The following is an 18,696-nucleotide window of genomic DNA, read 5'->3' as shown; positions in this document are numbered from 1 at the left end:
TCTGCGGCATCACCGCAGCTTGCAGCGGGGGCGCGGCGGTTCCATATTATACCCATGCTCAAGTTCACCCCGATCCTTCTGGCGATCATCTATGGCTATGTCATGTTCCGCTTTTCGGTCTGGCGCACCACGCGCGACCTGAGCGAGCGCTCGACCGAGCTTGTCGATCCGCGGTTGAAGGTTTTGACGGACCGTCTGGCAGAGGCGCTGGATCTGGCACGCATCCGCGTCAACATCTACGAGATCGCGCCCGTGAACGGGCTGGCTGCACCTGACGGGCGGATCTTCATCACGCGCGGTTTCTACGCGAAATTCCAGTCCGGCGAAGTGACCGGCGAGGAGATGGCCTCGGTCATCGCCCATGAGCTGGGGCATGTCGCGCTGGGCCATTCGCGGCGGCGGATGATCGACTTTTCCGGCCAGAACGCGCTGCGCACCGCGCTGGCGATGGTGCTGTCACGATTCCTGCCGGGGATCGGCGTGATGATCGCGGGCGCGCTGACCTCGCTTTTGTCGGCGGGCCTGTCGCGGCGGGACGAGTATGAGGCGGATGAATATGCCTCGGCGCTGCTGGTCAAGGCCGGGATCGGCACGGGCCCGCAGAAATCGCTGTTCGAGAAGCTGGAGCGTCTGACGCAATCCAATTCAGGCGCCGCGCCCGCCTGGCTGATGAGCCACCCCAAGACGGCCGAGCGGATCGCCGCGATCGAAAAGAACGAGGCCCGATGGAGCGGCGGCTGATTATCCCAGCGCCTTGGCAAGGCGCGGCAGGCGCGCTTTTTTCAGCAGCGCGCGCAATGTCCAGTCATCCGCGCTGAGACGGCGTGCCTCGGCCAGAACATCGGCGCCGAGCTGCGCCATCATCTCCGGCTGGGCCTGCCAGATGCCGTGCAGCAGCGCGTCGGGATCGCTGCGCGACAGCCCCTCTTCGGCCAGGATCTGGCGGGGGAAATCCTTGGCGTTGAGGGTGACGATCATGTCGGCGGATCCGGCGATGGCGGCCGCCAGCACATGGACATCCGCAGGATCGGGCAGCCATAGCCGCGCCTCCAGCGATGGCGGCCAGGTCACCTCGGCCTCCGGCCACGCGGCGCCCATCAGCGCCGCCTCCGCCCCGGCCTGCGCGATGCCGTCCGGCCCCAGCCGGGCCGCGGCGCGCTGCCATTCGCCGATGATGCGCGCGGACCAAAGCGGCGTGTAGGCGCCGCCCCGCGTTGCGCCCAGCAGCATTTGGCGCATGACCGTCGGATAGATCACGCAAGTGTCCAGAAGCACCTTCACAGCCGAAAGAACAGCGCCTTGAGATAGCCCGATTCGGCCAGTTGCGGATGCATCGGATGATCCGGCCCCGCCCCGCCCGTATGGATCAATTGCGCGCGGCGCCCCGGCGCGCCCGTCTCATGCAGGCCCCGGCCGATGCCGCGCAGGCTGGCGCGGCGGAAGGCGTCCATATCGGCCGCATGGCTGCACGAGCAAAGCGCGAGGTATCCGCCCTCGGCCACCAAGGGCGCCGCCAGCCGCGCGGTGCGCTCATACGCGCGCAGGCCGGCCTCAAGCGCTTTTTTCGACGGCGCGAAGGCGGGCGGATCGCAGATCACCACGTCAAAGCGCGCGCCCTCGGCGCCCAGCTGCGTCAGCACGTCGAACGCGTCGCCCTTGCGGGTCTGGAGCCGTTCGGCCACGCCCATGGCATCCGCGCCGCCGCGGGCAAGCGCGAGCGCGGGCTCCGAGCCATCGACCGCCAGCGCCGATGCGGCGCCCTGCGCCAACGCGGCCAGCGAAAAGCCGCCGACATGGCTGAAGACATCCAGCACGCTTGCGCCCTTGCTCAGGCGCGCGGCGAAGGCGTGATTGGGACGCTGATCGAAAAACAGCCCCGTCTTTTGTCCCTGCATCAGGTCGGCCAGATAGATCGCGCCGTTCATCGGCACATGAACCGGCCCGTCCGGCGCGGCGCCGCTCAGCACGGCGCCGACATCATCCAGCCCTTCCAGCGCGCGCGCCCGTCCGCCTGCGTTCTTGAGGATGCAGGATGCGCCCGTCACCTCGGTCAGGGCGGCGGCCAGATCCTCCAGCATCGCATCGGCCCAAGCGGCGTTGGGCTGGATCACGCAGGTATCACCGAAGCGGTCGATCACCACGCCGGGCAGCCCGTCCGCCTCGGCATGGATCAACCGGTAGAAGGGCGCGTCGAACAGCCGCTCGCGCAGGCCGAGCGCGTGGCGCAGACGCGCCGCCAGCCACGCGCGGTTGATCGTTTGCGATGTGTCCAGGTCCAGCACGCGCGCTATGCGCGAGGCAGGGTTGACCGCGACCAGCGCCAGAGACGCGCGCTCGGCATCCTGGAGCAGCGCGATGGCACCCGGCGCGATGGCCTTTGTGCGCCGGTCCGTGACCAGCTCGTTGTCATAGACCCAAGGCGCGCCGCGGCGCACCGCCTGCGGCGAGGTTTTGGGTTTCAGGCGGATCACGGGATACGAGGGCTGTGTCATGCCGTCCCCTGTAGTGCGTTTCACACGAAAACTGAAGTGCGGCCTTGCGCGATGCGCATGGCAGCACCGGCGGCTTTGCCAAGGCGCGAAAAGCTCAATACCTGTCGAACACGCTCATCAGCCCCAGGTTCTCGGCCTGATAGCTGCCGGGCCGGGTCAGATCGGCGCGGATGACCTCGGCCAGATGGGCCGTGATGCGCACCTTTTGCGTCTCGCCGCGCTGATCGGCGGCAATCGCCGCCTGACCGCCGAATGCCTTCATGTCCGCCTGAAGCTGGCGCGGCGGGCTCAGCGCCTGCCCCGTTGCCGCGTCGCGCAGCGAGACGGAAAAGTTGATGTCGTGCACGCCGCCGGTGGAATAGCGTGCCTTTTCGGTCAGGGCGTGGAAGCGCGTGACCTCGATATCCAGGATCACCGGCGCGCCACTGGTCATGCCCTTGGTGCCGCGGCTGGCCCCCTCGCGAAAGATCGCCTCGACCTGGGCATGGCGGTCTCCGATGGGATCTCCGCGCCAGACGATGTCGCCGCCGGGATAATAGCGGTTGGCCTCCGACACTTGCAGCGTGCGCGGCACATTCACGTTGATCGCGGTAATGTTCAGCGATGCGGGCCATGCCGCCTGAGGCACGCCATCCGCGGCGCCGCGCGGGGCGGTATCGCCCGAGACACCGGCACAGGCAGAAAGGCCCAAGGATACGGCCATTGCGGCCAGCATGCGAAAGGATATGCGCTGCGCGGTCATGTCTGTTCTCCTTTGGCATCGGCCGGATCTGTGCTGGGCGCGCTGCTTCTCGTGGTTGGTGGCTCGCTGCCGCGACAGGCCTCTTTGTTGGAAGGCCTCAGATTACATTCAATCGGGGCGGCATCGCGGCGCCGCGGACACGTTCGCATGGTCCTTGTGCGGCAATACCGGGGCGCACGCGCGTCTCCGGCCCATATTGCACGCGCCGCACGCAGCCCCCGGTCAATCACGCGGCCGCGATTTCCAGCCGCCGCGCCTGCGCGGCTGCATGGCGGCCTCCTGGCCCTGTTGCAGCACCTGCGTCATGGGGTGGTCGGGAAAGTCCGCGCCATACCGCTCAAGATAATGCGTGATTGCCGCTTGCGTATCCTGCCCGTCCGGCAGGGACATCGCCCAATCGAGAAAGATCGAGCGGCATTCATCGGCCTTGATCCCGTCGATGCGGTAGGCCTCGAAGATCAGCGCCTTGCGATCCAGCGGATCGTCGTATCGCTTCATGCCCTGCCCTCCTGTGGCGCGCCCGCGCGGCCCAATGCGCTGTCGATGATCGCCGCCGCCGCCTCCGAGGCGGTGGCCAGCGCATCGATCAGCGAAGGAATATCCGCGCAGCCGCTTTCCCGCAAGACGAAGGCGCGCGCACCGGCGCCAAGCGCCTCCGCATCCAGCGCCTCGGTGCCCAAAAGCCGCGCCGCCATCCGCACGTCCCGGCACAGCGACGCCGTGCGCGACAAGGTGCGCGCCTCATCCTCGCTCCACCATCCCAAGGCGGTGCCGGCGCTCAGCCCGGCGGCCGTGCCCTGCCGCGCGCGGCCCGCCACCAGCGTTGCGGCCTGCGCGATCAGCTGCACATCCTGCAGGCGCCCCGGCCCCAGCTTGGCATCCAGCGGTCCTTCGGGCGCCTTGGCGGCGCGGATGCGCGCGCGCATCTCGCTGACCGCCTCGGCCATGCGATGCGCCGCGCCCTCGCGCGCGCCCAGATCGGCAATCAGGCGCGTGCGGAACGCCTCGATGTCGGCGCCCAGCTCCGACGCGCCGGCGATGCTGCGCGCGCGGGTCAGCGCCAGATGCTCCCACCCCCAGGCGCGCGATTGCTGATAATCCTCGAATGCGGCAAGCGAGGTGGCGACGGGCCCCTGATTGCCCGAGGGACGCAGGCGCATGTCCACTTCGTAAAGCCGCCCGCCCGCCATCTGCGCCGTCAAGGCCGAGATCATCGCCTTGGTCAGCCGCGCGTAATAGGCGCCGGGCGCAAGCGGGCGCGGCCCGTCCGAGCCTTCGGCCCCGGCCGCGTCATAGATCACGATCAGGTCCAGATCCGAGGTGGCATTGAGCGCGCGCACGCCCAGCGATCCCATCGCCAGCACGCAGGCGCCGCGCCCCGGCGGCGCGCCGTGCTTGACCGAGAATTCGCGCACGACCTCGGGCCAGAGCTCGGCCAGCACCGCCTCGGCAAGGTCCGCATAGTGGCGCGCGGAAGTGGCCGCATCGACCAGCCCGCGCAGGTGATGCACGCCGATCCGGAAATGCCATTCGCGCCGCCAGTGGCGCGCGGCGACCAGGCGCGCCTCATAATCGGCCTCCTGCGCCAGCCGCGCGGCCAGATCCGCGCGCAGCGCCGCCAGCCCCGACCAGGGCGCAAAGAAATCGCCCGCGATGACCGCGTCGAGCACAGCGGCATTGCGCGACAGATAGCGCGCCAGCTCGGGCGCGGTGCCGACGATATCGACCAGCAGCTCCACCAGCTGAGGATTGGCCTCGAAGAGCGAGAAGACCTGCACGCCGGCGGGCAGCCCGGCCAGAAACCCGTCGAAGGCGAGCAGCGCCTCTTCGGGATGCGACGTGCGCGACAGGCGCCGCAGGATATCCGGGCGCAGGCGCCGGAAGATCTGCCCGGCCCGGTCCGAGCGCAGGGCCGGATAGGTGGGCCAGCGCGCGATCACCTTGGCATCGAGCCACGCGCCCTGCTCGTCAGCCGCCTCCGGCGTATCCTCGGGCTTGAAGAACCGCTCTATCACGCGGTCCACCGCCATCAGGCGCGACAGAAGCTCGTCCTTCAGATCATGCGTCTCGCGGCCCATGAAGGCGGCCAGACGGTCCATGCCTGCCTCCGTCTCTGGCAGATCATGGGTCTGCTGATCGCGTAGCATCTGCAAGCGGTGCTCGACCTCGCGGTGGAACCGGTAATGCGCGGCCAGATCGCTGGCCACATCCTTGGGGATCCAGTCCTTGGCGGCCAGCCCCCGCAGCCCGTCCAGCGTGCCGCGCATGCGCAGCGATGCATCGCGCCCGCCCGCGATCAGCTGGCGGGTCTGGGTGAAGAACTCGATCTCGCGGATGCCGCCGCGCCCCAGCTTCATGTTGTGCCCCATCAGGTCCAGCGGGCCGCCCAGATCGGCGCCCAGACCCTTGTGCGCGCGGATGCGCAGGCGCATGTTATGCGCGTCCTCGATCGCCGCGAAATCCAGATGACGGCGCCAGACGAAAGGCGACAGCGCGTCCAGAAACCGCTGCCCGGCCGCCAGATCGCCCGCCGCCGGGCGCGCCTTGATATAGGCCGCCCGCTCCCATGTGCGGCCCAGACTTTCGTAATAGCTTTCGGCGGCGGCCATGGACATGCAGACCGGCGTGACACCCGGATCGGGACGCAGCCGCAGATCGGTGCGAAAGACATAGCCCTCGGCAGTATTCTCCGACAGGATCGCCGCCATCCTGCGCGTCGCGCGCACGAAAGCGGCGCGCGCCTCGTGGTTTGCCTCGCGGTCGAACCGCGTCTCGTCATAAAGGCAGATCAGGTCGATGTCCGAGCTGTAGTTCAGCTCGCCCGCGCCCATCTTGCCCATGGCCAGCACGCTCATGCCGCAGGCGTCCGGCAGATCCTCCTCGCCCATGCCGGGCAGCTTGCCCCGGCGCAGCTCATGGCCAAGCGCGTCGCGCAGCGCGAGCCCGCAGGCCAGATCGGCCAGATCGGTCAGCGCCTGCGTCACCGTCTCCAGCGGCCAGACGCCCGCCAGATCGGCCAGCCCGATCAGCAGCGCCGCGCGCCGCTTGGCCTGCCGAAGCGCAACCGCCGGATCGCCATCCACCGCGCGCAGATCCGCCATCAGCGCCTCCAGCGCCTTTTCGGGGGCGTCCAGCGCCGCGGGCAGCCACTCGGCCTCGGCCTGCATGAGATGGCGCAGATAAGGGCTGCACCCGGCAGCGCCACCGATCAGATCCTCCAGCGCGCCGACAAGATCCCCAAAGCGCGCCCGCGCCTCTTCAGCGTGATCGGGCTGGTAAGGGCGTGGCAGGCGCGTGATACGGCTGGCGAAATCCATGGCTCCAGTCATACCTAGGGGCCTGCCTGCGTCAATGGCGCAGTCTTCGCGGGCGGGGCGAATGTTTCGCGGCGTATGTTAATTTCTTTTACATACCCTCTTGCACCGCGCCTTTCGCGTTCCAATCTATTCCATGTGAAGCCAATTCACATACACCCTGGATGCAGAGGATCCCACATGAGCACTTATGCACAAACCCCAATAGCCTCCGGCGGACCGCTGCGCTGGCTGGCACGCGCCGCGGACTGGCTGGACCAGCGCGGCAAATTCGCCTGGATCGCCCTCATGGTGATCGGCTTTGTCTTCGTCTGGCCTGTCGGCCTTGCCATCCTTGCCTACATGATCTGGAGTAAACGCATGTTCGGACCTTGCAACAGCCGCCGCACCCGCGGCCACCGCGCCCCTTCGATGACCCGCAGCAGCGGCAACAGCGCCTTTGACGCCTACCGCGACGAGACACTGCGCCGCCTGCAGGACGAGCAGGCCAGCTTCGAGAGTTTCCTTGAGCGTCTGCGCCAAGCCAAGGACAAGGCCGAGTTCGACCAGTTCATGGAAGATCGCGCCAAGGCCGCGAAGGACAGCGCAGGCCCCGCGAATGACAACGCAGAAGGGCAGAACGCCTGAAACACCGCCCCCGGCGGTTGACATGACACGGCCGCGTCCTTTCTTAAAGGGTGCGGCCTTGCCTGACTGGCGCAGTTTGAAAGATCCCTTTGATGAGCTACACCGACACCAACCCACGCATGCAGACGCCGCCCCTCAGCGCCCTGCCCGACCCGGACGCCCAGCCTGAATTCTACGATTCCATCCCGACCAAGAGGTTGCTGGCCTGGATCGTCGATTCGGTCCTGATCGGGGTGTTCTGCGTGATCGCGCTGATCCTGACGCTGGGCATCGGGTTCTTTTTCCTGCCGCTGCTGATGCTGACGGTCGGATTTTGCTATCGCGCGGCCACGCTGGCGCGCGGCTCGGCGACGTGGGGGATGGCGCTGATGGCGGTCGAGGTCCGGCGCCATGACGGCGAGCGGCTGGATCCGCTGACGGCACTCCTGCACACGCTGGGATATTCGGTCTCGATGGCGTTCGTGTTGCCGCAAGTCGTGTCGGTGCTGCTGATGCTGCTCAGCGGGCGCGCGCAAGGCTTGACCGATTTCGTGCTGGGCACCGCCGTCATCAACCGGCGCGCCTGACCGGCCGAGGCGGGTCCGCGCCCCGCGCGACTGGATTGGCCGCCATTCCGAACCTATGTTGCATGTCAAACTCGAAACGCTTTAGGTTCGGGGAAACAGTGACCAGATGACGGCCCTTGATGCGACATACAAGCACCATAGCACCGCAGTTCTACGTGACCGCGCCACAGCCATGCCCCTATCTGGCAGGCCGGATGGAGCGCAAGCTGTTCACGGCCCTGCAGGGCGAAGGCGCGCAGCGGCTCAATGACGGGCTGTCCAAGCAGGGCTTTCGCCGCTCGCAGAACGTGCTGTATCGCCCGTCCTGCGCCGATTGCGCCGCGTGCCTGTCGGCGCGGATCGACGTGGCCGCCTTCACCCCGTCCAAAAGCCAGAAGCGCACCCTGCGCCGCAATGCCGGGCTGGAGCGGCGCGCAACATCGCCTTGGGCGACCGAGGATCAATACGCGCTCTTCCGCCGCTATCTGGAAAGCCGCCATGCCTCGGGCGGGATGGCGGACATGGACGCGTTCGAGTTTGCCTCGATGGTCGAAGAGACGCCGATCCGGACGCGTGTCGTGGAATATGTGGATGGCGAAACCGGCGCGCTGGTTGCGGTCTGCCTGACGGACGTTCTGGATGACGGGGTCAGCATGGTCTATTCCTTTTTCGATCCCGACCGCGAGCGCGCGTCGCTGGGCACCTATATCATCCTCGATCACATCCAGATCGCGCGCGAGACGGATCTGCCGCATGTCTACCTTGGCTATTGGGTGCCCGGCAGCGCCAAGATGAGCTACAAGGCCAAGTTCTCGGGGCTTCAGTTGCATGTCGGCAGCCGCTGGGAGCGGATGCGCGATCCGGCCGATTATGCGGCGCAGGCGCATCCCCTGAACAACGAGTCGATTTCCGACCAGGTGGCCGGCATCACCCTGCCCGATGGCGAGCCGCTGCGCGCCGGGCGCAAATAACGCCGCGAAACGGCGCCGCGCGGCGCCGCATGCCGCGCATGGGCAAGTTTGCGGCGTTCATGGGCTTTCCCTTTGCGCGGAAACCCCTAATGTCCGGCCGAACGCCCTTCGCCTCAAAAGTTGGACCAGCCTCATGACCACCGATCCCCTCGTCGTCTTCACCCCGTCCGGCAAACGTGGCCGGTTCCCCGTCGGAACGCCCGTCCTGACCGCGGCGCGGCAGCTGGGCGTCGATCTGGATTCGGTCTGTGGCGGGCGCGGCATCTGCTCGAAATGCCAGATCACGCCCAGCTATGGCGAATTCTCCAAGCACGGCGTGACCGTGGCGCCCGATGCCCTGTCGGAATGGAACGCGGTCGAGCAGCGCTATGACGACAAGCGCGGTCTGAAAGAGGGCCGCCGCCTTGGCTGTCAGGCCACCGTGCAGCGCGATGTGGTGATCGACGTGCCGCCCGAATCCCAGGTTCACCGCCAGGTCGTGCGCAAGGCCGCCGCCGTCCGCGCGATCGAGATGGACCCGGCCACGCGCCTTTACATGGTGCAGGTGGACGAGCCGGACATGCACATCCCCACCGGCGATTTCGAGCGTCTGGAACGCGCCCTGCGCGAGCAGTGGGAGATCCCCGGCATCCGCGCCGATCTGTCGCTTCTGTCCAAGCTGCAACCGGTGCTGCGCAAGGGCAAATGGCAGGTCACCGTCGCGCTTAACAAGGCGCATGACGATGACGTGCCCCGCGTGCTGGAGATCTGGCCGGGCCTGCACGAGGCCGGGCTTTACGGGCTTGCCATCGACCTTGGCTCCACCACCATCGCCGCCCATCTGACCGATCTGCACAATGGCGAGGTCATTGCGTCCTCGGGCATCATGAACCCGCAGATCCGCTTTGGCGAGGATCTGATGAGCCGCGTCAGCTATTCCATGATGAACCCCGGCGGCGACAAGGAAATGACCCGCGCCGTGCGCGAGGCGATCAATACGCTGGCCGAAGAGATCGCCAAGGATGCGGGCATCGCGCCCGAGTTGATCGTCGAGACGGTGATTGTCTGCAACCCGGTGATGCACCATCTTCTGCTGGGCATCGATCCGGTCGAGCTGGGCCAGGCGCCCTTTGCGCTGGCCACCTCGGACAGCATCTCCATCGACGCAGCGGAAATGGACATCACCGCGATCAACACCCGCGCCCGCATCTACATCCTGCCCTGCATCGCGGGCCATGTCGGCGCGGATTCCGCCGCCGTCGCGCTGTCCGAGCAGCCGGGCAAGTCGGACGATCTGGTGCTGATCATCGACGTCGGCACCAATGCCGAGATCCTGCTCGGCGACAAGCAGGGCGTGCTGGCCTGCTCGTCCCCAACCGGCCCCGCCTTCGAGGGCGCGCAGATCTCCTCGGGCCAGCGCGCCGCGCCCGGCGCGATCGAGGCGATCCGCATCGATCCGGTCACGAAGGAGCCGCGCTTCCGCGTCATCGGCAGCGATCTTTGGTCGGACGATCCCGCCTTTGCCGAGGCGGTCGGCGCATCCGGCATCACCGGCATCTGCGGGTCCGGCATCATCGAGGCGGTCGCCGAATTGCGCATGGCCGGGCTGCTGGATGAAAACGGCCTGATGGGCTCGGCCGAGGCGACGGGCACGCCGCGCATGGTAGCCGAGGGGCGCACGCACAGCTACCTGATCCACGATTCGACCGATGAGGGCGGCCCGCGCATCACCGTCACCCAAGGCGACATTCGCGCGATCCAGCTGGCCAAATCGGCGCTTTATGCCGGCGCGCAGCTTCTGATGGACGCGCGCGGCGTGGACAAGGTGGACCGCGTGGTTCTGGCCGGGGCGTTCGGCGCGCATATCTCGAACCTGCACGCGATGGTGCTGGGCATGATCCCGGACGCGCCGCTGGACAAGGTGACATCGGCGGGCAACGCGGCAGGCACCGGCGCGCGGATTGCCCTGTGCAACATTGGCGCGCGCGCGGAAATCGAGCGCATGGTGCGCCAGATCAACAAGGTCGAGACCGCGATCGAGCCAAAATTCCAAGAACATTTCGTCGCCGCCAACGCGATCCCGCACAAGACCGCGCCGTTTCCCGAACTGGCCAAGATCACGTCCCTGCCCAGCCCGAACTTCAATACCGGCTCGGGCGGCGGCGGCGAGGATGGCGGCCGACGACGCAGGCGCCGGGGCTGAGCCGGTCTGCAAAAGGCACAAAGTGCGAACATCTTAGGGAAATCGAAACGCTCATGCGTCTATTCATCGGGTTCTGACCCAAAGGATATGACACCATGACATCTCGCCTGCCCCTCGGCCTCGCCGCAGTTTTGTTCCTGACCGCCTGCGCCGGCCGCGACCCGAACCCGATCAAGGAAATCCAGGACGGCGACGCGCGCCTCGGCTGCGCCGAGCTTCGCCGCGAAATCGACGTGAATTCCGCGGCCGTGCGCGGCCTGATCGACGAAAAGCAAAGCAAGCAGACCCAGAATATCGTCGCCGGGGCCGCGGGGGCGATCCTGTTCGCGCCGGCGCTCTTCTTCATGGATCTCAAGGGCGCATCGGCCGAAGAGGCGCGCGCGTATCAGCGGCGCAATCAGGGCCTGCTCAACCGCTATAACGCAAGGGGCTGCCGCCCCCAGATCCGCATCGAAAATGAAAAACCGCCGCAAGCCGCGACGGCCAAGGGCGCCGCAGCGCCCTGAAGCGGAGCGGAGCAAAGCCCGGTCACTGCGTCAGTAGTTGCCCGCAACGTATTTCGCGATGGCGCCCCCACGCGAATTCACGTCGAGCTTCTGGTAAATTGCCTTGAGGTAATATTTCACCGTGTTCTCCGACAGGCCGAGCCGCGCCGAGATCTGGAAATTCGTCAGCCCGTTCACCAGCAGGCCCAGAATTTCATGCTCGCGCCGCGACAACGCGTCGTTCGTCTCGGTCGTCAGGCGGCGCATGATCTCGGTCGGAACGATGGTGTGACCCTCCACCAGCTTGCCCAGTATCTTGGGCAGGCTGATCAGGATCTGACCCATCATGCAGACCGAATTCGCACCCGCCTTGATGGCGGCGCGGATGAACGCAAATTCGGTATCATCGGCCACGACCACCACGAGGGCCGCCGGAAACTCGCGGCGCAGCATCTCAAGCGCCGTCGCCAGATCGCAGTCGGACAGGCGCACGCCCAGTATCACGATGACGCGCCCCTCCTGCGCCGTCAAAAGCCGTCGCAACCCCTCCAGATCGGTCGCGAACTGGCCCAGGCACGTATCGGGGATCTGGCCCACCAGCGATCCGATGCCCTGGCAGACAATCAGCTGGCGGTCAGCCACGATGACGTTTGATATGATCGGGTCCGGCGTGTTCATCAGGTGATTGCTGCACATAGCGCGCGACATGTCACGACATATTGTCGGATTTTTCGCAGGAACCATCTGATTTTCATGGCTTTTTTGGTGTGCAATCGTATGCAGCGCCGATCGTCACCCCACCGGGTAGCGCCGCCCTACCCGTTCGGCGCCAAGGCCCGCCAGCCGTCGGCCAAGGCCATACGCACGGGCGTTCCGCCCCGGTGCCGCCGCTTCCATACAAGGTGAAACCCATCAGGAGAGACATCATGCGCGGCACATCCCATCTATTCATCCCCGGCCCGACCAACGTTCCCGAAGAGGTGCGCCGCGCCATGAACATCCCGATGGAGGACATGCGCGCGCCCGATTTTGCTGATCTGACCTTTGGCCTCATGGCCGATCTGAAAAAGGCGTTCCGCCTCGAAAATGGCCGCGTCTTCATCTTCCCGTCCTCCGGCACCGGCGCCTGGGAATCGGCCATCACCAACACGCTGAGCGAGGGCGACACGGTGCTGATGTCGCGCTTTGGCCAGTTCTCGCTGCTCTGGGTCGACATGGCCGAGCGGCTGGGCCTCGAAGTCGATCTGTGCGAGGTCGAGTGGGGCAAGGGCGTGCCGGCGGACGAATACGCCAAGCGGCTCAAGGCCGACACCGATCACAAGATCAAGGCCGTTTTCGCCACCCACAATGAGACCGCGACAGGCGTGTCGTCCGATATCGCCGCCGTGCGCCGCGCGCTGGACGACGCGAACCATCCCGCGCTGCTCTTCGTCGACGGGGTCAGCTCGATCGGCTCCATCGAGTTCGAGATGGAAAAATGGGGCGTCGATCTGGCCGTCTCCGGCTCGCAAAAGGGCTTCATGCTGCCCGCGGGTCTTGGATTTCTCGCCGTCTCGGACAAGGCGCTGGCCGCCAACGCGTCGAACCGCGACAAGATGAGCCGCTGCTATTTCAGCTGGGAGGACATGATCAAGCTGAACGACACAGGATATTTCCCCTACACCCCCGCAACGCAGCTTTTGCGCGGGCTGCGCACATCGCTGGACATGATGCTGGACGCGGGGCTGGAGACGATCTGGAAGCGCCATCATTTCCACGCCGAGGGCGTGCGCCGCGCCGTCGCGGCCTGGGACGGTTGCGAGCTGGTCGCGCGCGGGCCGGAATGGGAATCAGATACCGTCTCGGCGATCTACACGCCCGAGGGGGTCGACGCGCGCGACGTGATCGCGCATGCGTATTCCAAGTATCAGACCTCGCTGGGCACCGGCCTGAACAAGCTGGCGGGCAAGGCGTTCCGCATCGGGCATCTGGGCTCGCTCAACCCGGTGATGCTGCTCGGCGCGATTTCGGCGGCCGAAATGGCGCTGGTGGATGCGGGCGCGAAGATCCAGCTTGGCTCGGGCGTGGCCGCGGCGCAGGATCATTACCGCACGGCGGAAGGATGAGCACGTTGCGCGCCCTCGTCACCCGCGCATGGCCGCGCGAAACCGAAGAGCGCCTTGCACATCTGTGCAAGGCGACCCTGCGCGATCCCGACACCGCGATGAGCGCGGACGAATGGATGGACGCCGCGGCGCAATATGACATCATCCTGCCAACCGTGTCGGATGCGATCCCCGCGGATTTCTATGACGCGGCCAAGGGCAAGGTGCGGCTGCTGGCCAATTACGGCGTCGGCTACAACCATATCGACACGGACGCCGCGCAGGCAGCGGGCATCACCGTCACCAACACGCCCGGCGTTCTGACCGATTGCACCGCCGATCTGGCGATGGGCCTGCTGCTGGCCGCCGCGCGCCGCCTTGGCGAGGGCGAGCGCGAGCTGCGCGCGGGGCGCTGGGACGGCTGGCGCCCGACCCACCTGATCGGCAAGAAGGTGGCCGGCGCGACGCTGGGCATCATCGGATTTGGCCGCATCGGACAGGCCATGGCGCAGCGCGCGCATCACGGCTTTGGCATGAAGATCGTGTTCCAGAACCGCAGCCGCGTGGACCCGGACATCGCCGCCCGCTATGGCGCGGTTCAGTTGAAAAACGTCTCGGAAGTAGCTGAAGTGTCGGACTTTCTGTCGCTTCACTGTCCGGGCGGCGAAGGCACCCGCCATCTGATCGACACCGACATACTGGCCGCGATGAAGCCCGGTGCGATCCTGATCAACACCGCCCGCGGCGATGTGGTGGACGAAGATGCGCTTTTCCAGGCGCTGGACAGCGGGCCCTTGGGCGGCGCAGGTCTGGACGTCTATCAGGGCGAGCCAAAGCTGGATCCGCGCTTTTTGAAATACGGCAATCTTGTTCTTGCTCCCCACCTTGGCAGCGCCACCGGCGCCACCCGTGCGGCGATGGGCCACCGTGCGCTCGACAATCTGGAGGCATTTCTGCGCGGCGAGACACCGCCCGATCGAATCGTCTGACAGCCAGCGAGCCGCCGTCCACGAATGCCCCGGTCAACGCCGGGGCATTTTGCGTCGCGCCCCGCTGCGGCCATTGCGCACCCCGCCGCATACCATCACGCGGGCAGCGGGTAGCCCCGCCTACCCGTTCGCGGCCCCACCCCAACCCTGATCCGCCTTTGCTACCCATGCGAAAGTGTTGCGGCGGCGGTCAATGCCGCACCTTCAGGGCAACACTTTATTCCAAGGGAGGAAATCGACATGAGCTATACACTTCACCCGCTGAAAAAGCAGCGTCTTCAGCGGTCCGAACTGGCCGTGCCCGGCTCGAACACCGAGATGTTCGAGAAGGCTGCCAACAGCGATGTCGATTACATCTTTCTCGATCTGGAAGACGCCGTATCGCCCTCCGACAAGGAGCAGGCGCGCAAGAACATCATCCAGGCGCTGAACGATATCGACTGGAAGGGCAAGACGATGTCGGTCCGGATCAACGGGCTGGACACGCATTACATGTATCGCGACGTGGTCGACGTGGTCGAGCAGGCCGGCCAGCACCTGCACACCATCCTGGTGCCCAAGGTCGGCGTTCCGGGCGATCTGTACTGCGTCGAGACGATGCTCAGCCAGATCGAGGTCGCCAAGGGTTTCAAGCATCAGATCGGCCTTGAGGCCCTGATCGAAACCGCTCTCGGAATGGCAAATGTCGAGGCGATCGCCGCCGCCCCCGGCCGCCTTGAGGCGATGCATTTCGGCGTCGGCGACTACGCCGCCTTCACCCGCGCGCGCACCGTCGTCATCGGCGGCCTGAACCCCGATTATCCGGGCGATCAGTGGCATTACGCCATCTCGCGCATGAACGGCGCCTGCCGTGCCTATGGCCTGCGCGCCATCGACGGCCCGTTCGGCGATTTCAGCGATCCGGACGCCTATGTCGCATCGGCAAAACGCGCCGCGGCGCTGGGGATCGAGGGCAAATGGGCGATCCACCCCAGCCAGATCAAGCTGGCGAACGATATGTTCTCGCCTCCCGAGGAGGAAGTCACCCGCGCGCGCCGCATCATCGAAGCGCTGCGCGAGGCGGAAAAGCAGGGCAAGGGCGCCGCGAACCTCGATGGCCGCCTGATCGACGCGGCTTCCGAGCGGATGGCGCAGAACGTGCTGGCGGTGGCCGATGCCATCGCAGCCAAAGGCTGAAGGAAACCCGATGGATATCCATGAGTATCAGGCCAAGGAACTGCTGAAGAAATTCGGCGTCAACGTGCCGCGCGGCGGCATCGCCTACAGCCCCGAACAGGCCGTTTATCGCGCGCAGGAACTCTCCGGCGAAAAATGCGTCGTCAAGGCGCAGATCCATTCCGGCGCCCGCGGCAAGGCCGGCGGCGTGCGGATCTGCTCGACCGACGACGAAATCGCGGACGCCGCCGCCTGGATGCTGGGCCGCAAGCTGGTCACGCACCAGACCGGCCCGCAGGGCAAGCTGGTCGGGCGCCTTTACATCGAGGAAGCCACAGACATCGCGCAGGAAATCTATCTGGGCTTCGTCATGGACCGCAAGGAGGAGCGCGTCGTCGTCGTCGCCTCCGCCCAGGGCGGGATGGAGATCGAGGATATTTCCGCCGACGAGCCCGACAGCATCATCCGCTCGGTCGTGGATCCCGCCGTCGGCATGCAGGCGTTCCAGGCGCGCGAAATCGCGTTTCAGCTGGGCCTTGATGCCGCGCTGATCCCGCAGGCGGTCAAGCAGATCACCGGCTGCTACAAGGCGATGGACGAGCTGGACGCGGCCATGCTGGAGATCAACCCGCTGGTCGTCACCGGCGCGGGCGAGATCGTGGCGCTGGACGCCAAGCTCAGCTTCGACGACAACGCGCTGTTCCGGCATCCCGACATCTCGGAGCTGCGCGACAAGAGCCAAGAGGACTCGCGCGAAACCTATGCCGAGGATCGCGGCCTCAGCTATATCGGGCTGGAGGGCGAGATCGGCTGCATCGTCAACGGTGCGGGCCTCGCCATGGCGACGCTGGACATGATCAAGATGTCGGGCGGCGAGCCGGCGAACTTTCTCGACGTCGGCGGCGGGGCCAGCCCCGAGCGCGTGCTGATGTCCTTCAAGGCGGTCCTCAACGATCCCAATGTCGAGGCGATTCTGGTCAACATCTTTGCCGGGATCAACCGCTGCGACTGGATCGCCGAAGGCGTGGTGCGCGCGGTGCAGGAGCTGAAGCTGACCATGCCCCTGGTCGTCCGCCTGTCGGGCACAAATGTCGAAGAGGGCCGCAAGCTGCTGAATGAAAGCGGGCTGAACATCACCACAGCCGAGACATTGGCAGAGGCGGCCGACAAGGTCGTCGCCGCCTGGAAGAAAGCATCAACCAAGAATGCGGAGGCAATCTGATGGCCATCCTGATCGACAAGACCTCCAAGGTGCTGGTCACCGGCCTTACGGGGCGCATCGGCAGCTTTCATGCGCAGGAGATGCGCGATTACGGCACAAACGTCGTCGGCGGCGTGACGCCCGGCAAGGGCGGCACCACCCATAACGGCCTGCCAGTGTTCAACACCGTCAAGGGCGCCGTGGCCGAAACCGGCGCCGATCTGGTCATCGCCTTCGTGCCGCCGCCCTTTGCCGCCGACAGTATCATGGAAGCGGCCGATGCGGGCATCAAGACCTGCGTCTGCATCGCCGACGGCATCCCCACGCAGGACATGATCCGCGTCAAACGCTACATGCGCCGCTACAAGGAAGAAAAGCGCATGCGTCTGATCGGGCCGAACTGCGCCGGGATCATCACGCCCGGTCAGGCCTTTGCCGGGCTGATGCCACCGGCGATCTACCTGCCGGGCCGTGTCGGCATCGTCGGCCGCTCAGGCACGCTGGGCTATGAGGCGGCCAGCCAGATGAAGACGCTCGGCATCGGGGTCAGCAGCTCGATCGGGATCGGGGGCGATCCCATCAACGGATCGAGCTTCCGCGATATCCTGGAGCTGTTCGAGAATGACCCGGACACCGATGCGGTCGTCATGGTCGGCGAAATCGGCGGCCCGCAGGAGGCGGAGGCCGCGGAATACATCCGCGATCACATGAGCAAACCGGTCGCGGCCTATGTCGCGGGCCTGTCGGCGCCCAAGGGGCGGCGCATGGGCCATGCGGGCGCCATCGTGTCGGCCTTCGGCGAGTCCGCCCAGGAAAAGGTCGAGATCCTGTCAGAGGCCGGCGTCACCATTGTCCCCACGCCCTCGGCCTTTGGCGAGACGGTGGAAAAAATGCTGGCCTGACAAATGCTTGGCAGGGCTTCGGCCCTGCCTTGCCCCTGCGGCCAAAGGTCCCTTGCCTTTGCCCTGAATATGTCGCAATTGCACCTTATTCACGCCCCGGTTCCCTGCAAGGCTCAGGGATCACCGGCTGCCAGCTGGACAATTGACCGGCGCGTGATCCCTTTGAAGGAGCACACCGATGCGTACGACGACTTCGGCGCCCAAGGCGCCACTAGCCAAACCCACACAAATCCTCCAGACGCAGATCAAACGCGTCCTGCCGCGCAAGCCAAAGGCCAAGCCGCAGCCGATCCCGCGCCAGATCTTCACGGATTTCGCCAGCATCTGACGCCGCAAGAAAAAGGGCCGCATCCAACCGGACGCGGCCCTCGCCGTATAGAGTGCATGGCGCGGCCCGACAGGCCGCGCGCCGCGTTTCAGCCGACCAGTTCCAGACCGGCGAAGAAATAGGCGATTTCCTCTTTCGCCGTTTCCGGTGCGTCCGAGCCGTGGACCGAGTTTTCGCCGACGCTCTCGGCGAATTCCGCGCGGACGGTGCCGGGGGCCGCGTCTGCGGGGTTGGTCGCGCCCATCACTTCGCGGTTCTTGGCGATCGCGCCCTCACCTTCCAGCACCTGCACGACGACCGGGCCGGACGCCATGAAGTCGCACAATTCGCCATAGAACGGACGCTCGGCGTGGACCTTGTAGAACTCGCCCGCCTGGGCAGGTGTCAGGTGGATGCGCTTTTGCGCGACGATGCGCAGGCCCGCATCCTCGAACTTGGCGTTGATCTTGCCGGTCAGGTTACGCTTGGTCGCGTCGGGTTTGATGATGCTCAGGGTGCGTTCGGTTGCCATGTCAGCCTCTTGGTAAGTGAATGTTGATATGGCGGCTGCGGTATCACGCAGAGCCTCAGGGATAAAGGGCAATTCGGGGTGCGACATCATGGCGTGATTTGCCCGCTTCCATTCCCGATGATTTTTGTCAGATTAGCGGTGCAACCCTGCCACTCACCCCAAGGACCA

19 protein-coding genes are annotated in these 18,696 nt (G+C 66.1%); 12 read left to right on the top strand and 7 right to left on the bottom strand.

Annotated features, from left to right (window positions below):
* Window positions 1-54 precede the first annotated feature (54 nt).
* Entirely contained in the window at window positions 55-741 is a 687-nt protein-coding gene (locus tag DC366_RS00470; protein WP_108690234.1) for a M48 family metallopeptidase, read from the top strand.
* Here DC366_RS00470 and DC366_RS00465 read toward each other — a convergent pair whose 3' ends face one another.
* The 5 genes from DC366_RS00465 to DC366_RS00445 all read right to left on the bottom strand — a co-directional run bounded on the left by DC366_RS00465 (window position 742) and on the right by DC366_RS00445 (window position 6,551).
* A complete protein-coding gene (locus DC366_RS00465) occupies window positions 742-1,281 on the bottom strand; it encodes an RSP_2648 family PIN domain-containing protein (RefSeq protein ID WP_108690233.1) in 540 nt (179 codons plus the stop codon).
* Window positions 1,278-2,492 (bottom strand): RSP_2647 family RNA methyltransferase, encoded by a 1,215-nt coding sequence (locus DC366_RS00460; protein ID WP_108690232.1) that lies wholly within the window; start codon window positions 2,490-2,492, stop codon window positions 1,278-1,280. The genes DC366_RS00465 and DC366_RS00460 overlap by 4 nt, the downstream gene beginning before the upstream one ends.
* 94 nt (window positions 2,493-2,586) lie before the next feature.
* Entirely contained in the window at window positions 2,587-3,234 is a 648-nt protein-coding gene (locus DC366_RS00455) for a DUF6778 family protein (RefSeq protein WP_243404990.1), read from the bottom strand.
* 222 nt (window positions 3,235-3,456) lie between these two features.
* Window positions 3,457-3,732 carry a hypothetical protein gene (locus DC366_RS00450; RefSeq protein WP_108690231.1) on the bottom strand — a complete coding sequence of 92 codons (276 nt, stop codon included), beginning with the start codon at window positions 3,730-3,732 and terminating at the stop codon, window positions 3,457-3,459.
* Window positions 3,729-6,551 (bottom strand): [protein-PII] uridylyltransferase family protein, encoded by a 2,823-nt coding sequence (locus DC366_RS00445; protein WP_108690230.1) that lies wholly within the window; start codon window positions 6,549-6,551, stop codon window positions 3,729-3,731. The genes DC366_RS00450 and DC366_RS00445 overlap by 4 nt, the downstream gene beginning before the upstream one ends.
* Window positions 6,552-6,728: 177 nt before the next feature.
* On the opposite strand from DC366_RS00445, the gene DC366_RS00440 reads away from it, so the two are divergent.
* From DC366_RS00440 to DC366_RS00420, 5 genes are all read left to right on the top strand, one after another.
* On the top strand, window positions 6,729-7,175 hold the full coding sequence (locus DC366_RS00440; RefSeq protein ID WP_108690229.1) for a DUF2852 domain-containing protein: 447 nt from the start codon (window positions 6,729-6,731) through the stop codon (window positions 7,173-7,175).
* A 92-nt stretch (window positions 7,176-7,267) separates the two neighbouring features.
* On the top strand, window positions 7,268-7,741 hold the full coding sequence (locus tag DC366_RS00435) for an RDD family protein (RefSeq protein ID WP_243404989.1): 474 nt from the start codon (window positions 7,268-7,270) through the stop codon (window positions 7,739-7,741).
* Between the two features lie 119 nt (window positions 7,742-7,860).
* Window positions 7,861-8,691: an arginyltransferase gene (locus tag DC366_RS00430; RefSeq protein ID WP_108690228.1), complete on the top strand. Its 831-nt coding sequence runs from the start codon at window positions 7,861-7,863 to the stop codon at window positions 8,689-8,691.
* A 133-nt stretch (window positions 8,692-8,824) separates the two neighbouring features.
* Complete coding sequence (locus DC366_RS00425) at window positions 8,825-10,873, top strand: ASKHA domain-containing protein (protein ID WP_108690227.1); 2,049 nt, start codon at window positions 8,825-8,827, stop codon at window positions 10,871-10,873.
* Between the two features lie 95 nt (window positions 10,874-10,968).
* Complete coding sequence (locus DC366_RS00420) at window positions 10,969-11,379, top strand: hypothetical protein (RefSeq protein WP_243404988.1); 411 nt, start codon at window positions 10,969-10,971, stop codon at window positions 11,377-11,379.
* Window positions 11,380-11,409: 30 nt separating this feature from the next.
* Here DC366_RS00420 and DC366_RS00415 read toward each other — a convergent pair whose 3' ends face one another.
* The gene (locus DC366_RS00415) at window positions 11,410-12,036 is read right to left on the bottom strand and encodes a response regulator transcription factor (protein ID WP_243404987.1); all 627 of its coding nucleotides are present in this window, start codon (window positions 12,034-12,036) and stop codon (window positions 11,410-11,412) included.
* A 248-nt stretch (window positions 12,037-12,284) separates the two neighbouring features.
* Between DC366_RS00415 and DC366_RS00410 the strand changes: the two genes are divergently transcribed.
* The 6 genes from DC366_RS00410 to DC366_RS19775 all read left to right on the top strand — a co-directional run bounded on the left by DC366_RS00410 (window position 12,285) and on the right by DC366_RS19775 (window position 18,017).
* A complete protein-coding gene (locus tag DC366_RS00410) occupies window positions 12,285-13,463 on the top strand; it encodes a pyridoxal-phosphate-dependent aminotransferase family protein (RefSeq protein ID WP_108690225.1) in 1,179 nt (392 codons plus the stop codon).
* Window positions 13,460-14,431: a 2-hydroxyacid dehydrogenase gene (locus DC366_RS00405; protein WP_108690224.1), complete on the top strand. Its 972-nt coding sequence runs from the start codon at window positions 13,460-13,462 to the stop codon at window positions 14,429-14,431. Before DC366_RS00410 ends, DC366_RS00405 begins: the two co-directional genes overlap by 4 nt.
* Before the next feature lie 240 nt (window positions 14,432-14,671).
* Entirely contained in the window at window positions 14,672-15,607 is a 936-nt protein-coding gene (locus DC366_RS00400) for an HpcH/HpaI aldolase/citrate lyase family protein (RefSeq protein ID WP_108690223.1), read from the top strand.
* Between the two features lie 10 nt (window positions 15,608-15,617).
* Window positions 15,618-16,808, top strand: coding sequence for a malate--CoA ligase subunit beta (locus DC366_RS00395; RefSeq protein ID WP_108690222.1), 1,191 nt, complete (start codon window positions 15,618-15,620; stop codon window positions 16,806-16,808).
* The gene (gene sucD / locus DC366_RS00390) at window positions 16,808-17,689 is read left to right on the top strand and encodes a succinate--CoA ligase subunit alpha (protein WP_108690221.1); all 882 of its coding nucleotides are present in this window, start codon (window positions 16,808-16,810) and stop codon (window positions 17,687-17,689) included. Before DC366_RS00395 ends, sucD begins: the two co-directional genes overlap by 1 nt.
* A gap of 178 nt (window positions 17,690-17,867) precedes the next feature.
* Complete coding sequence (locus DC366_RS19775; RefSeq protein ID WP_165802817.1) at window positions 17,868-18,017, top strand: hypothetical protein; 150 nt, start codon at window positions 17,868-17,870, stop codon at window positions 18,015-18,017.
* A gap of 88 nt (window positions 18,018-18,105) precedes the next feature.
* Here the strand turns inward: DC366_RS19775 and ndk are convergent, their stop codons facing one another.
* Window positions 18,106-18,528, bottom strand: coding sequence for a nucleoside-diphosphate kinase (gene ndk / locus DC366_RS00385; RefSeq protein ID WP_108690220.1), 423 nt, complete (start codon window positions 18,526-18,528; stop codon window positions 18,106-18,108).
* Window positions 18,529-18,696: the final 168 nt, after the last annotated feature.

Source organism: Pelagivirga sediminicola (assembly GCF_003072125.1).
Lineage (GTDB): Bacteria > Pseudomonadota > Alphaproteobacteria > Rhodobacterales > Rhodobacteraceae > Roseovarius > Roseovarius sediminicola.
This window is presented reverse-complemented; position numbering and strand designations above follow the sequence as displayed.

Coding starts and splice junctions, on each gene's coding strand:
- DC366_RS00395 (WP_108690222.1), top strand. CDS start 15,618: ATGGATATCCATGAGTATCAGGCCAAGGAACTGCTGAAGAAATTCGGC.
- DC366_RS00410 (WP_108690225.1), top strand. CDS start 12,285: ATGCGCGGCACATCCCATCTATTCATCCCCGGCCCGACCAACGTTCCC.
- sucD (WP_108690221.1), top strand. CDS start 16,808: ATGGCCATCCTGATCGACAAGACCTCCAAGGTGCTGGTCACCGGCCTT.
- DC366_RS00445 (WP_108690230.1), bottom strand. CDS start 6,551: ATGGATTTCGCCAGCCGTATCACGCGCCTGCCACGCCCTTACCAGCCC.
- DC366_RS00440 (WP_108690229.1), top strand. CDS start 6,729: ATGAGCACTTATGCACAAACCCCAATAGCCTCCGGCGGACCGCTGCGC.
- DC366_RS00450 (WP_108690231.1), bottom strand. CDS start 3,732: ATGAAGCGATACGACGATCCGCTGGATCGCAAGGCGCTGATCTTCGAG.
- DC366_RS00455 (WP_243404990.1), bottom strand. CDS start 3,234: ATGACCGCGCAGCGCATATCCTTTCGCATGCTGGCCGCAATGGCCGTA.
- DC366_RS19775 (WP_165802817.1), top strand. CDS start 17,868: ATGCGTACGACGACTTCGGCGCCCAAGGCGCCACTAGCCAAACCCACA.
- DC366_RS00430 (WP_108690228.1), top strand. CDS start 7,861: ATGCGACATACAAGCACCATAGCACCGCAGTTCTACGTGACCGCGCCA.
- DC366_RS00420 (WP_243404988.1), top strand. CDS start 10,969: ATGACATCTCGCCTGCCCCTCGGCCTCGCCGCAGTTTTGTTCCTGACC.
- ndk (WP_108690220.1), bottom strand. CDS start 18,528: ATGGCAACCGAACGCACCCTGAGCATCATCAAACCCGACGCGACCAAG.
- DC366_RS00425 (WP_108690227.1), top strand. CDS start 8,825: ATGACCACCGATCCCCTCGTCGTCTTCACCCCGTCCGGCAAACGTGGC.
- DC366_RS00435 (WP_243404989.1), top strand. CDS start 7,268: ATGAGCTACACCGACACCAACCCACGCATGCAGACGCCGCCCCTCAGC.
- DC366_RS00415 (WP_243404987.1), bottom strand. CDS start 12,036: ATGAACACGCCGGACCCGATCATATCAAACGTCATCGTGGCTGACCGC.
- DC366_RS00400 (WP_108690223.1), top strand. CDS start 14,672: ATGAGCTATACACTTCACCCGCTGAAAAAGCAGCGTCTTCAGCGGTCC.
- DC366_RS00460 (WP_108690232.1), bottom strand. CDS start 2,492: ATGACACAGCCCTCGTATCCCGTGATCCGCCTGAAACCCAAAACCTCG.
- DC366_RS00470 (WP_108690234.1), top strand. CDS start 55: ATGCTCAAGTTCACCCCGATCCTTCTGGCGATCATCTATGGCTATGTC.
- DC366_RS00405 (WP_108690224.1), top strand. CDS start 13,460: ATGAGCACGTTGCGCGCCCTCGTCACCCGCGCATGGCCGCGCGAAACC.